Here is a 13,079-nt window from a genome sequence, read left to right on the forward strand (position 1 = left end):
TGATGATCAACACTCCCCACTCCGACCTGGCCGGCATGCAGCTGGTGCGCAATCCCCATGGCCGCCTGGTGCTGACGCTGGGCGACGGCACGGTGTACACGGCCGTGGTGCCCGTGCGGGCCTTTCCCATTGCCGCGCCTACCGAAGGGCTGTCGCTGATCGCCGCCGACGGCAAGGAAGCGCTGTGGGTGGCCCGCATGGATGATCTGCAGCCTGCCCATCGTCAACTGATCGAGGAAGACCTGGCCGCGCGCGAATTTGTGCCCACGGTCGAGCGCATTCTCAAGGTCTCCAGCTTCTCCACTCCCAGCACCTGGGACTTGCAGACCGACCGTGGTGTCACGCAAATGGTGCTCAAGGCCGAGGAAGACATACGCAAGCTGGCAGGCCGCACCAAGCTGCAGATCACCGGCCAGGATGGCGTGCAGTTCCGCATTCCCGATACCCACCAGCTCGACAGAGCTTCGCGCAAGCTGCTGGAGCGCTTTCTGTAATCACGCCCTACACAGTACAAAGGCCTTGCTGCGGCGCAGCAAGGCCTTTTTTCATGGTTTTTGAATAAAAACAGACTCAAGCCCTTATTGGGTAATCGCTACGTGCTATCAAATAAAGAATGAAAAAGTTCTTTAGTTTTCTCAAGATAGGTCGATAACACGGCGAGAAAGCTGTTTTTCCGCCTGCAATCCCGCCAACCCCAAGAGAGGCTCGTCATGCAAATACCACCTGTTGACCGCTCCAGCACCCCGTGGCGAACTCAGGGTGCCGATTTGTATTCCACCGGTGCTTCCGGCGCCGTGCCGGTGCGGCCCGTCAATGCGGTGAATGCGGCCGAGTCTGTGGACAAGTTGGGCGAAGGCCGCACGCTGCGCGAGCCCGAGAAACCCTCCGCTCCAGACGCGGAAAACCGCGACTGGACGCTTGCGGAGGAGGTCAAGCAAAAGCAGGAGGTGGAGGAGCCGCCTAAAGAGCCCATCTCCAAGCAGCTGATCGAGTTCATTCAGTCCATGTGGCGGGCCAGCGCCCAGGCCGTGGAGCAGGCGCAGGACAGCAGCAAGGCCGAGGATGTGTTGAACAACAAGCTGATGACTCGCAACGAACCGCTGACTTACTCGGAGCCCAAGGTCAAGCGCACGGGCGGCGACAAGAGCTGAAATACAAAGTTGCTCTGTATTTCAGAGCGTGATGCGTACGCTGTTCAAGCAGTTTGAAGCTCAATACCGCTTAGTTCTTTGCAGTGTCATCGCCGTCTGCTTGCGAATCAGGAGTGGGTGCGGAAGCGGGAGCTTGGTGCTCCGGCGGGGTCTTGGCGCTCTTGGCTGTCGAGCTCTTTGCCACTTCGGCAGCCTTGGCCGTTTCCCGTGCAGCGCGGTATTTGACGGCAAAGGCGCGCACTTCCTCATAGGTCACGAAACCGTCCTTGTTGGTGTCGGTCTCGTCAAAGGCTGCAGCCAGCTTGGGAATGATGGCCACTTCCTTGCGGCTGAGCTTGCCGTCATGGTTGAAGTCCAGCATCTTGAATTGCTGCTGGGCCTTGATCTCGCCCTTGGACAACTGGGCGCCCTGGGCCTTGTCGGCATCCGCATCATCGGCACGCGCCGTGGGTAGCAGCACAAAGGCGCTGGTCAGCAGCACCGTCATGGCGGCTTTCATCATGGTCGATGAGCGGGCGGCAAGACGGGTGGAAGCGGTGCGGGAAATCGGGGCGGCAGAGTGAGGGAAAACTTTCGACATGGAACTCCAGTTGGGGGCGATGGCTGGATTCTCAACTGCAGTCCGCACCAGCGGTCAGGCTTTTGCAATCGCTTGCCAGGCTTTGCGCAACTTTACGGATGTATCCGGAGCCTGTGCTTCAAGCCTTCTCATGCGCCACGCCGCTGCGCACATGGCCTGATGGCACATGGCTGGCCGCGTTGCGCACATGACCGGTCTGGTCGTCAAAAAAGAAGTCGGGTTCAAACTCGCGCAAAAATCCGCCCTTGGGCAGGCCGCCCAGAAACATGGCCTCGTCCACATCGATTTTCCAGTCCATCAGCGTGTTCAGCGCCCGTTCATGGGCCGGTGCGCTGCGGGCGGTGACCAGGGCCGTGCGGATCTGCATGCCGGGTTCATCCACCTGCTGCAGCCGGTGCAAAGCCGCCAGCAAGGGCTTGAACGGGCCTTCGGGCAGAGGCTGGCTGGCTTTATCTGCCTCGTGTTTTTGAAAGGCTGCCAAGCCCTGGCTTTGGTAGATGCGCTCGGCCTCGTCCGAGAACAGCACGGCGTCGCCGTCAAAAGCGATGCGCAGCTCCTGCGGGTGACGGCCGCTGGCGCGCATGGAATCGGTGTAGACATGAGCGGCGGGGTAGCCCAGTTGCAGGGCCTGAGTCACGTCTTCGGCATTGGCCGACAGAAACAGCTGCGCGCCCAGCGGGCGCAGATAGCTGAAGGGGTCGCGGCCCTGGGTGAAGACGCCGCGCTGTATGGATTGCAGGCCGTGGGCCTTGGCCGAGCGAAACACCCGCATGCCACTGATGGGATCATTGCGCGACAGCAGCACTACTTCCACGCGCTGCTGGGCCTCGGTGTTGAATGCCAGCAGCTTCTTGACCAGGGAGAAGGCCACGCCGGGCGCGGCAGGCACATCGAGGCGCTCGCGCTGTAGCTTCAGATAGGTGGCGGGGTTGCTGTTCTCGAACAGGCGGTTTTCTTCCTCGAAGTCAAACAGCGCGCGCGAGGAGATGGCGACGACGATCTTCTCGTCCAGGGTCAGGGCCATGGTGGTACAGCTTCCGGTAGGTGGGCAGACAGCTTCAGATGATACGCAGCCTGCTCCCGCCTTCTCTGTCTCACCAGTTGGCTTCGCGCTCCGGCGTGGCGCTGATGCGGTGTATGGAGAGATCGGCGCCGTCGAATTCCTGCTCCTGGTTCAGACGCAGGCCCAGCGTGGTCTTGAGCAGGCCGTAAACCAGAAAGCCGCCCGCCGTGGCCCAGGCCACGCCCATCAGCGTGCCTATGAGCTGGGCGCCAAGGTGCACGCCGCCCAGTCCGCCCAGGGCCTTGCTGCCGAAGATGCCGGCCGCAATGCCGCCCCAGGCGCCGCACAGGCCGTGCAGCGGCCACACGCCCAACACGTCGTCGATCTTCCAGCGGTTTTGCGTCAGCGTGAACATGATCACGAAGATGGCGCCGGCGGCCGCGCCCACGGTCAGTGCGCCCAGCGGGTGCATCAGATCCGAGCCGGCGCAGACGGCGACCAGGCCGGCCAGCGGGCCGTTGTGCACAAAGCCCGGGTCGTTCTTGCCCACGGCCAAGGCCGCCAGCGTGCCGCCGACCATGGCCATCAGCGAATTGACGGCGACCAGGCCCGAAATCTTGTCCAGGGTCTGGGCGCTCATGACGTTGAAGCCGAACCAGCCTACGGTCAGAATCCAGGCGCCCAGAGCCAGAAACGGAATGCTCGATGGCGGGGTGGCGGCAATGGCCCCATCGCGGCGGTAGCGGTTGCTGCGCGGGCCCAGCAGCAACACAGCGCCCAGGGCAATCCAGCCGCCCACGGCATGGACGACCACGCTGCCGGCGAAATCGTGAAACTCGGCACCGGTCAGCGCCTTGATCCAGGCCTGTACGCCGAAATGCTGATTCCAGACAATGCCTTCGAAGAAGGGGTAGATCAGGCCGACGATGACGGCGGTGGCGATCAGCTGCGGCCAGAATTTGGCGCGCTCGGCAATGCCGCCCGAGATGATGGCCGGTATGGCGGCGGCAAAAGTCAGCAGAAAGAAGAATTTGACCAGTGCATAGCCGTTGAACGCCGCCAGCTGCTCGGCGCCCACGAAAAAGTGCGTGCCATAAGCCACGCCGTAGCCGACCATGAAATAGACCACGGTGGAGACCGAGAAGTCCACCAGGATCTTGACCAGTGCATTGACCTGGTTCTTGCGCCGCACGGTGCCGAGCTCCAGAAATGCGAAACCCGCGTGCATGGCCAGGACCATGACTGCGCCCATCAAAATGAACAGGGCATCAGCGCCCTGTTTTAGTGCTTCCATGAAAACGCTCCAGCTGAAGTTTGCTAGTTATTGGTGCAGCATTGCGTGGAAAAAACGCAATGCACCAAAAAAAGCAAAAATCGCGCCATGCTGAAGTGAGTGGTAGCTCTGAATGGTGCGCGCGCCACTCTGGGGCGCTTATTTCACAAACTGGTTGAGCTGAATGATGGGCATCAGCACGGCCAGCACGATGAGCATGACGATCAGGCCCATGGCCACGATGAGCAGGGGCTCCAGTATGGTGGCCAGATGCATGGCCCGGCGCTGTACTTCCGTGGAGAGCTGGGTGGCCGCGCGCTGCAGCATCAGCGGCAACTGGCCGGTCTGCTCGCCCAGGCGTGCAAACATGGCCACCAGCCCGGGAAAGCGCTTTTTCTGCGCCAGAGCAGAGGCCAGGGGCGCACCTTCGCGCACCATGGCCAGCGCATCGAGCGCATCGGCGCGCAGGGCGCGGTTGTTCAGGGTTTCGGCTGCGGCCTGCAAGGCCTTGAGAATCGGCACGCCCGCCTTGGCTAGCATGGCCAGCGTGCCGGCAAAGCGGGCGGCGTTATAGCTGCGCGCAAGGCGGCCTATCAGCGGGATATGCAGCCACTGGGCATCAAATCGTTCGCGAAATACCTCGTTCCTGAGCGCGATGCGAAAGCCTATGCCCGCCAGCACCAGCAGCGTCAGCATGGCCCAGCCATAGCTGCGCACAAAGCTGCTCAAGGAAAGCATGACCACGGTGAGAAACGGCAATGCCCGCTTGGTGCCGGCGAAAACGCTGGCCACCTGGGGTACCACATAGCTGACTAGAAACAGCACGATGACGATGGCCACCAGGGTGACGATGGCCGGATACAGCGATGCGCCGATCAGCTTGGACTGCAGCGCCTGGCGCGATTCCAGATCGTCGGCCAGGCTTTCCAGTACCGTACCCAGGCTGCCGCTGGCCTCGCCCGCGCCGATCACGGCGCAGAAAATATCGGAGAACTCGCGCGGATGCTGACCCAGCGCCCGCGCAAAAGTGGAGCCTGCATTGACTTCGGCCCGCAGCGAGGCCATCAACTGGTGCAGTCGCTTGTCGTCAGCCTCTTCCGTCAAGGCCGCCAGCGCACGCTCTATGGGCAGGCCGGAGCTGACCAGACCCGAGAGCTGCCGAGTCCAGACCGCCAGCGAGGTGGAGTTGAGTACGGGACGGCTGAACCAGTTCGAGGTCGATGGGCCTTGTGCATTGCCCGAGCCCACGGGCTCCACCAGCAGCGGAATCAGTGCCTGGGTACGCAACTGGTTGCGCGCTGCGCGGGTATTGTCGGCTTCCAGAGTGCCCTTGCGGGTCTGGCCCTGGGCATCCAGGGCTTCAAAGGTGAAGGCGGGCATCAGTCAATGGCGTGAATACAGCGGCCTTAGGCCACAAGCCGATGATTGTGCCCGAAGCCTGTGACACTCAGACCAGTTGCTCCAGCGGGCCGTCGAGTGCATCGGCGCGGGCGGAGGCCGGGCGTGCCAGCAGCGGCAGCGCATAGGCGCTGAACTCCGGCAGCGCGGGCAGCGTGCCCTGCTGCATGCTCCAGCCCAGATAGCTGGCAAGGTAGAGGTCTGCCGCCGTGAAGTGCGTGCCGCAGACATATTGCTTGCCGCGCACGGCGTGCAGCAAGGTGGCGACTACATCTTCAAAGCGCCCAAAACCTGCAGCCACCGCCTGCTGGGGCGTTTGCCCGTTCAACCAGCCTTCAGTCTTGGCGGTGGAGACCGCCTCCACCGGCCCGGCAACGAAGAACAGCCAGCGCAGATAGCTGCCGCGCTCGGGGCTTCCCATGGCCGGAGCCAGCTGTTTTTCGGGATAAAGCTCGGCCAGATAGGCGAGTATGGCCCCGGTTTCGGTGATGACGGTGTCGCCATGCTGCAGCGCCGGAACCTTGCCCATGGGGTTGATGGCCAGATACTGCGCAGACTTCATGGGCGGGCCGTAGTCCAGCGTGATGGTTTCGTACTCGGCATCGCACTCCTGCAGCATCCAGTGCACCATGCGAGCGCGGGACATGGGGTTGCTGTAGAAGCGCAGCTTGGGGGCAGAGGTTGGGGACATTGCAGTTCTTCCTGTTGGCATGGCAAACGCGCCATGGGTGCAATGTAGGAAGAGAAGCTGACAGTTTCTGTCAGCAGAGCACGGCACTCAGTCCAGGGTGCAGCCGGTTTCGTCCAGCCAGCGCTGTATCAAGGCCTGACGTCGCTGTGGGTAGCGTTCTCCCAGATCCTCCAGCGAGTCCACGCGGTCGGCGCGAAAGTGGCGAAAGGCCTGACGGAGTTCGCACCAGGCCGAGACCACACGGCTGCGCTCGAAGTAGGCCATGGCAAATGGCCAGATCTTGCGCTGACTCAGCACGCCATGCTGGTCCCGGTAGTGCAGCACGACCTTGTGTTCGGCACGGATGGCGCGGCGCAGTGCGGCCTGCCAGGGTTCGGCGGGAGGGTCGTCTTGCATATTGGGAACCAGTAGGCCGCTGGTATCGACGGCAATGCGCAGATCCAGTGGCAGTGCCGCGCGAATGCGGTCCATGGCGGCCGTGGCGGCCTGTGCCAGTTGCGGGTCGGCCTGCAAGCTGGCCCAGCGGGCGCCCAGCAGCAGGGCTTCCAGCTCGTCGGCATTGAACATCAGGGGCGGCAGCAGAAAGCCGGGCCGCATCTCGAAACCTATGCCGGGGTCGCCCAAAATATCTGCGCCCTGGGTGCGCAAGGTGGCGATGTCGCGGTACAGCGTGCGCAGGCTGATGCCCAGTGACTGGGCCAGCTGCGGCCCGGTTTGCGGCTGGCGGGCGCGGCGCAGGCTGTCCAGCAGCTGCAGCAGACGGGCCGAGCGGCTCATGGCAGAACGGTCACTGCATGGCCTGGGCGGTGATCTCCAGGCTGCGCAGGCGCAGCTCGGCATCGAACACGTCGCTGACCAGCATGAACTCGTCGGCCTGGGTTTCCTCGGCCAGCTTTTGCAGGCCCTGATGCACGGCGTCCGGTCCGCCGACCACGCCCACGGCCAGAAAGTCGGAGATGGCGGCCTGGGCGCGGGCATCGAGCTGTTCCCAGAAGCCCGGCACCGGAGGCTGCAGGCGCGAGCGGTTGCCCGTCAGAATGCCCAGGACCCGCTGGTAGGTGCTGCTGGCCAGAAACTGCGCTTCTTCATCCGTGGGGGCGGCAATCACAGGCACGCCGACAATGGCGTAAGGCTTGGCCAGCGTGGCCGAGGGCTTGAACATCTGGCGGTAGACAGCCAGCGCCTGGTGCAGCATGCGCGGCGCGAAGTGCGAGGCAAAAGCGTAGGGCAGACCCATGTGCGCGGCCAACTGGGCCGAGAACAGGCTGGAGCCCAGCAGCCAGATCGGTACCTGGGTGCCGGCACCGGGCATGGCGATGATGCGCTGGCCCTCTTGCGCAGGGCCCAACAGGCGCTGCAGTTCCTGGACATCGCGCGGAAAGTCTTCCTCGGTCTCCACGCGGTCGCGGCGCAGGGCGCGCATGGTGGGGCCGTCCGTGCCGGGCGCGCGGCCCAGGCCCAGGTCGATGCGGTCGGGGTAGAGCTCGGCCAGCGTGCCGAAAGCCTCAGCCACCACCAGCGGTGCGTGGTTGGGCAGCATGATGCCGCCCGAGCCCACACGAATCTTTTGCGTGGCGCCTGCAATATGGCCTATCAGCACGGCCGTGGCCGAGCTGGCAATGCCGGGCATGTTGTGGTGCTCGGCCAGCCAGTAGCGGCTAAAGCCCAGTCTTTCCGCCTGCTGGGCAGTGCGTACGGCAATCTTGAGCGCATCGGCAACCGTGCCGCCTTCGCGCACAGCCACCAGATCCAGCATGGAGAGCTTGATCTTGTCTAGTGATTTCATAGGGCCTCTGACAAATGTTTTTGATAGCGGTATGCGCTTTATCGATCAGCGCTTCCGGCCTATTTCTCTGCCAAAAACAATGCCAACCACCACACCCCAGACCAGCAGCACGATGGCCAGCGCGTAATAGGCAGCGCCCAGTTGCATGGCAAAAACCGAGCCTAGCAGCGCCACCAGCGCCGCGACGCGGATCATGCGTCGCAGTTGGGCCACATCCATGCGGCTCTTGAATTGCCACAGTACCGCCAGGCTGACGACGGCCAGCAGGATCAGCGGCAAAATCAGGTCGCCGCCATAGGGTTGGGCGAAAGAACGAAGGTTTTCAAGCATGCCGATGATTGTGGCAAAGCAGGCATTTCCGGGGTGCGGTGGGGCCTTGGATGTGAAAAAAGGCCCGCCAAAAGGCGGGCCAAGCGCACGAAACAAAAAGGTATCAGTTCAGACCCAGAGAGGCCAGCAGTGCTTCAGCCGCGACCTTGTTCAGGCGTTGCTGGTAGCTGACCATCTGCTTGTCGCGATAGCCCAGATAGGTGATGCCGCCGCGCTCCACAAACAGGCGGTAGTTCTGGAAGTTGCTGACGTTCAACTGGGTGGGTTCGGCGCTGAAGCGGAGCACCTTGGCGTCGCCCACAGCGCTGATGCTGTAGTTGCTCACCAGGATTACCTTGCAGGTGGAGACGCCGTTGATGAACAAGGTGGCGTTGCGGTTTTGCGAGGTATCGCCTTCGCATTCGTAAAAGCGTGCCCGCAGTTCGCCGCCGGGCTCAAAGCCCACCATATAGCGCTTGTAGGCACTACTGCCGTCGGGCTTGAGATAGTCACGGCGCGTGACCAGCACGCGGGCGTTGTTGCCATGAACCTGGGCCGTGCTGACGTTGCTGGCAAAGTCGCCGGCATTCCAGGCCACAAACTCCGCCAGGCTGGCGCTGTGCCAGACATTGCCATCGGGGTTGTTGGGATCGTTGGCGGGTGGAATGGTGGCGCGATTGGCGTTGTTGCCCAGGTAGTACTCGGTGCCGCCCAGATCCGTCACCGTGCGGTAGGCCAGGGTGGAGCCGCTGGGCCAGGTGGCGTTGGCGGGCAGTTGCGAGGGCTGTGGGCCCCAGTCCGCAAACGAGCCGTCTGCCGAATCCAGCAGCGGGCTGGAGCGGATTTCGCTCACGATATCTGCCATTTTCAAGCCCGAGATATCACGCACGCTTTGCTTGGCGCGGCTGCGCATGGCATTGCAATACAGGGACTCGGTTTCGCCCGTGCTGCCGATATTGCTGACCTCATGCACAAAGTCGGTGGGGCAGCTGAACCAGGCGCTGCCGGTCCAGTACACCTGAGGGCGCATCCAGGGAGACTCCACGTCGTTGACCACGCGCTCGCGGTACTCGGTGAAGTGCCGCTTGCCGTTGGCATCTGGCGTGTTCTGTGCGGCACTGGCCTCAAAGGCGCGGATATAGAAATTGCTGGCGTTGGTGAAGCTGAACCAGCGCAGGCTGCTGGTTTCGGTGGGGGTTGTGGCTTCAGGGGTTGTGGTCTGGGCTTGCGCGGCGGCGACCACGCCCACATTGGCGGCGGTCAGCCCCGAGGCATCGGCCACCTGGCGTGCGGTAGTTTCCATGGAGGCCTGTTTGTCCGCCATGGAGGTGTTGGGGTCGGCCAGGCTGGGATTGTCCTGCACCGCCGTGGCCAGGGTCTGCAACTGCTGGAGTAGACGGATGTTGATGACGCTGTCGATCTGGCCCGTAGTCAGCGGCTTGCCATCCACGCCCAGGGCGCCGCTGGTGTCGTTGCGCTGGACCTGGGTGGTCACCACAATCAGGCGGGCCAGCGTGGCCGCCAGCTTGCCGTCGGCCGAGCTGTCCTGGGTGAAATCGGCCATGGGCGAACCACTGAGACCCAACTGGGCCTGCACGGCTGCTGCAGCATCGGTCGTGCTGCTGCCGGTGTTGGCTCTCTGGGTCTCGACCAGCGTGGTCAGAGGGCTGACCAGAGCTGTGGTATCGGCCGGAGCCTTGAGGGTAAAGGCCGTCTTGACGGGGCCGGTGTCCGCATCGATGGCATCCGTGCCCACCATGGCCAGAACCGCGTATTTGCCCAGATCCTCATTGGGCACGTTGAGGGTGGCATTGCCGGCGGCATCGGTGGTTGCCGTGGGCTCGCCCGCATCGCACAGGCCGTTGCTATTCTTGTCCAGGCAGACCACGGCTTTTTCCAAGGCTCCATCGACCACGGTGGTTTTCAGCGCCGTGGTGGCAGGGGCGGGAGGCGGCGGTGGTGGCGCAGGGACGGCACTGTCACTGCCACCTCCGCCACAGGCGGTCAGACCGGCCATCAGAGCGACGGTGGCCAGCGCCCGGGTGGGGCGCAGAAAAGGGGCTGGAGCAGGAATGCTGGGTTGCATGGATGAATGGACAGGGCGCTGCGTCATGAAAGCCTTTCAAAACAGGGCTTTTGGGTGTGGGAATCTCTCTGGGGTTTGTAAGTATTTGTTGGATGGAATTCATCCCCAAAATAAGTGAAGGGTTTTCCCATGACCATGTATTTGCTTGTTTTTCAGACATTGCAAACCGTGTTCCATGTAACCTTGCAAGACGCGTTGACCTTCAAAATCAAACAGAGCACTCAGGAGCGCATATGGCTGCTGCTCATATTCCTATGGCTTTGCAAGAGCTGGTACCCGATCTGATTGCCTCGATTTACGAGGCTGCGCTGGAGCCGGTGCGGTGGCATAGCGTGCTGCAGAAATTGGGCACGACGCTGCGTTCGCCCGCAAGCTTGATCTGGGCCAATGACTTTGCCCAGAAAACCGTGGACATGGACGGAGGCTTCGGCAGCTTTGGCGCCAGCTGCGGGTTTGGCGCGGCCGAGCTGGCGAGCTTTGCCCTGCACTACTGCCAGTGCAATGTCTGGCTGCAGGATCCCAGCTTGCACAGCCCGGGAAGCGTGGTCAATTCATCCCAGCTTTTCCCCGATCAGCGACTGACGTCCACCGAATGGTTTGGCGACTGGCTGCAGCCCCAGGGCCTGTTTTATTCCTGCGCCGCAGTGGTGGAGAACCAGCAGGAGCGCTCCTTCAATGTGACCATGGTGCGCCCGCGTGCCGCCGGCGCTTACGAACCTCAGGAGCTGCAGCTGATGCAGCAGCTGATGCCGCATCTGCAGACGGCGTTTGCGATTCACCGTCGTCTCTACAAATCACAGGCTCTGGTGCATGCTTCGCTGGCCGTGCTCGAGGATTTGCCGCTGGGCGTGTTGCTGGTGGATGAGCATGCCAGGCATGCTGCATGCCAATAGGCGCGCTACAGGGCTGATGGAGCGCAGCCAGCTGCTGATGCGCACCGGTGGCGAGGGGCTGCGCGCCAGCAATGCGGCAGATGACCGCTGGCTGCAAAAAGCCATGCACGAATGCGTGGCCACCGGTCTGGGCAAGGCCGCGCATGTGGGCCGGGCCAGCCGTTTCAGAGGGCTGGCGGGTCAGCAACTGCAGGTCATGGTGTCGCCGCTGCCGCGCCAGGTCAGCCCCTATGGCGTGCACTGCGCGGCCATGGTCTTGCTCAGCGATCCGGGGCTCACCATTCCTTCGCTACAGGCGCTGCTGCAGGGGCTGTACCGGTTGACGCTGGCCGAGGCCCAGCTGGCTCAGGCCCTGGTCAACGGCTGGACGCTGCAGGAGTTTGCCGAGCGCCAGGGGCTGTCGATTCACACCGTGCGCTCGCAGTACAAGGCGGCTGCCAGCAAGGTGGGTGTGGGGCGGCAGGCCGATTTTGTGCGCGTGCTGCTCACGGGGCCGGCCTTGATGCGCTGGGGGCACCAAGCCGATCCGGGTGCCCTCAGTCACGCGTGACGCGCAGCACTTCCTCGGGTGTGGTGATGCCTTCGCGCACCAGGCGTTCGCCGTCATCGCGCATGAGCTGCATGCCTGCGGCCTGCGCGGTGGTGCGGATTTCGGCTTCGCTGGCGCCGCGGTGAATCTGGGCGCGAATGGTGTCGTCCACCACCAGCATCTCGAAAATACCGGTTCGGCCCTTGTAACCACTGGGCTCCGTGCTATCGACTTTTCTGACCAGCCGCTGTGCCAGCACGCCCAGCAGCGATGAGGACAGCAGAAAAGGCTCCACGCCCATGTCTATCAGACGAGTAACGGCGCTGGGCGCATCGTTGGTGTGCAGCGTGGCCAGCACCAGGTGGCCGGTCAGCGAAGCCTGAATGGCGATCTGTGCGGTTTCGAAGTCGCGGATTTCGCCAATCATGATCACGTCCGGGTCCTGGCGCAGTATGGCGCGCAAGGCCTTGGCAAAAGTCAGATCGATCTTGCTGTTGACCTGGGTCTGGCCCACGCCGCCCAGCTCGTATTCGATGGGGTCTTCCACCGTCATGATGTTGTTGTGGCTGGCGTCCATGCGCTGCAGGGCCGCATACAGCGTGGTGGTCTTGCCCGAGCCCGTGGGGCCGGTGACCAGCACGATGCCGTGGGGCTGGGCCGTCATATGGGTAAAGCGCCTGAGCGTCTCGCCCTGCATGCCCACGGCTTCCAGGCTGAGCTTGCTCTCGCTCTTGTCCAGCAGACGCAGCACGGCACGCTCGCCATGGGCACTGGGCAGGGTGGAGACACGCACGTCGATGGCGCGCGTGCCTAGGCGCAGGCTGATGCGGCCGTCCTGGGGCAGGCGTTTTTCGGCAATATCCAGATCCGCCATGATCTTCAGGCGACTGATTAACGCCGCGTGCAGGGCGCGGTTGGGCTGTACCACTTCGCGCAGATCGCCGTCGACGCGAAAGCGCACGCTGGAGTGGCGCTCATAGGGCTCGATATGAATGTCGGAGGCGCCATCGCGCGCGGCCTGGGTGAGCAAGGCGTTGAGCATGCGGATGATGGGCGCATCGTCGGCGGTTTCCAGCAGGTCTTCCACGGCGGGAAGGTCCTGCATCATGCGCGAGAGGTCGGCGTCGGACTCGACTTCGCTGACCACCATGGCCGCGCTGGAGTCGCTTTGCGCATAGGCGCTGCTGATGCGATGCGACAGCGCCGTGGCGTCTAGCATCTGCCAGCGCTGCACGCCGTGCAGGCGCTGGACTTCGCTGATGGCCGACCAGTCCGGCGCGGGGCCGTGCCAGAGCATGGGCGTCTGGCCGTCGTCTTCGATCAGCAGCTGGCTGCTGCGCGCAAAAGCATAGGGCAGTGGGTAACGCATGGGCGGCTCTG

Annotated in this window: 14 protein-coding genes; 4 read left to right on the forward strand and 10 right to left on the reverse strand. The window is 63.1% G+C overall.

Annotation, left to right across the window (positions count from 1 at the left end; translation table 11 throughout):
• The first annotated feature begins 2 nt into the window (after positions 1-2).
• Positions 3-494 (forward strand): cyanophycin metabolism-associated DUF1854 family protein, encoded by a 492-nt coding sequence (locus ACNAZA_RS00625; RefSeq protein ID WP_415794468.1) that lies wholly within the window; start codon positions 3-5, stop codon positions 492-494.
• A 216-nt stretch (positions 495-710) separates the two neighbouring features.
• The gene (locus tag ACNAZA_RS00630) at positions 711-1,151 is read left to right on the forward strand and encodes a hypothetical protein (RefSeq protein ID WP_415794469.1); all 441 of its coding nucleotides are present in this window, start codon (positions 711-713) and stop codon (positions 1,149-1,151) included.
• 70 nt (positions 1,152-1,221) lie between these two features.
• Here ACNAZA_RS00630 and ACNAZA_RS00635 read toward each other — a convergent pair whose 3' ends face one another.
• The 9 genes from ACNAZA_RS00635 to ACNAZA_RS00675 form a co-directional block, all read right to left on the reverse strand.
• Entirely contained in the window at positions 1,222-1,731 is a 510-nt protein-coding gene (locus tag ACNAZA_RS00635; RefSeq protein WP_415794470.1) for an EF-hand domain-containing protein, read from the reverse strand.
• A 118-nt stretch (positions 1,732-1,849) separates the two neighbouring features.
• Positions 1,850-2,755 (reverse strand): 5'-nucleotidase, encoded by a 906-nt coding sequence (locus tag ACNAZA_RS00640; protein WP_415794471.1) that lies wholly within the window; start codon positions 2,753-2,755, stop codon positions 1,850-1,852.
• A gap of 70 nt (positions 2,756-2,825) precedes the next feature.
• Positions 2,826-4,028 (reverse strand): ammonium transporter, encoded by a 1,203-nt coding sequence (locus ACNAZA_RS00645; RefSeq protein WP_120966265.1) that lies wholly within the window; start codon positions 4,026-4,028, stop codon positions 2,826-2,828.
• A 138-nt stretch (positions 4,029-4,166) separates the two neighbouring features.
• Complete coding sequence (gspF, locus tag ACNAZA_RS00650; RefSeq protein ID WP_415794472.1) at positions 4,167-5,387, reverse strand: type II secretion system inner membrane protein GspF; 1,221 nt, start codon at positions 5,385-5,387, stop codon at positions 4,167-4,169.
• 67 nt (positions 5,388-5,454) lie between these two features.
• Entirely contained in the window at positions 5,455-6,096 is a 642-nt protein-coding gene (locus ACNAZA_RS00655; RefSeq protein WP_415794474.1) for a glutathione S-transferase family protein, read from the reverse strand.
• Between the two features lie 87 nt (positions 6,097-6,183).
• Entirely contained in the window at positions 6,184-6,873 is a 690-nt protein-coding gene (locus ACNAZA_RS00660; protein WP_415794475.1) for a helix-turn-helix transcriptional regulator, read from the reverse strand.
• A gap of 10 nt (positions 6,874-6,883) precedes the next feature.
• On the reverse strand, positions 6,884-7,882 hold the full coding sequence (locus ACNAZA_RS00665; RefSeq protein ID WP_415794476.1) for an LLM class flavin-dependent oxidoreductase: 999 nt from the start codon (positions 7,880-7,882) through the stop codon (positions 6,884-6,886).
• Between the two features lie 45 nt (positions 7,883-7,927).
• A complete protein-coding gene (locus ACNAZA_RS00670; protein WP_415794477.1) occupies positions 7,928-8,212 on the reverse strand; it encodes a hypothetical protein in 285 nt (94 codons plus the stop codon).
• Between the two features lie 103 nt (positions 8,213-8,315).
• A complete protein-coding gene (locus ACNAZA_RS00675; protein ID WP_415794478.1) occupies positions 8,316-10,304 on the reverse strand; it encodes a hypothetical protein in 1,989 nt (662 codons plus the stop codon).
• A 206-nt stretch (positions 10,305-10,510) separates the two neighbouring features.
• Between ACNAZA_RS00675 and ACNAZA_RS00680 the strand changes: the two genes are divergently transcribed.
• Positions 10,511-11,170, forward strand: a complete 660-nt coding sequence (locus tag ACNAZA_RS00680) for a hypothetical protein (RefSeq protein WP_415794479.1) — start codon at positions 10,511-10,513, stop codon at positions 11,168-11,170.
• Positions 11,154-11,720, forward strand: a complete 567-nt coding sequence (locus tag ACNAZA_RS00685) for a helix-turn-helix transcriptional regulator (protein WP_415794480.1) — start codon at positions 11,154-11,156, stop codon at positions 11,718-11,720. Before ACNAZA_RS00680 ends, ACNAZA_RS00685 begins: the two co-directional genes overlap by 17 nt.
• On the opposite strand, the gene ACNAZA_RS00690 is transcribed toward ACNAZA_RS00685, so the two are convergent.
• Entirely contained in the window at positions 11,707-13,068 is a 1,362-nt protein-coding gene (locus ACNAZA_RS00690) for a GspE/PulE family protein (RefSeq protein ID WP_415794481.1), read from the reverse strand. The genes ACNAZA_RS00685 and ACNAZA_RS00690 overlap by 14 nt on opposite strands.
• Positions 13,069-13,079 lie beyond the last annotated feature (11 nt).

This window comes from Comamonas aquatilis (assembly GCF_965139575.1).
Taxonomy (GTDB): domain Bacteria; phylum Pseudomonadota; class Gammaproteobacteria; order Burkholderiales; family Burkholderiaceae_C; genus Comamonas; species Comamonas aquatilis.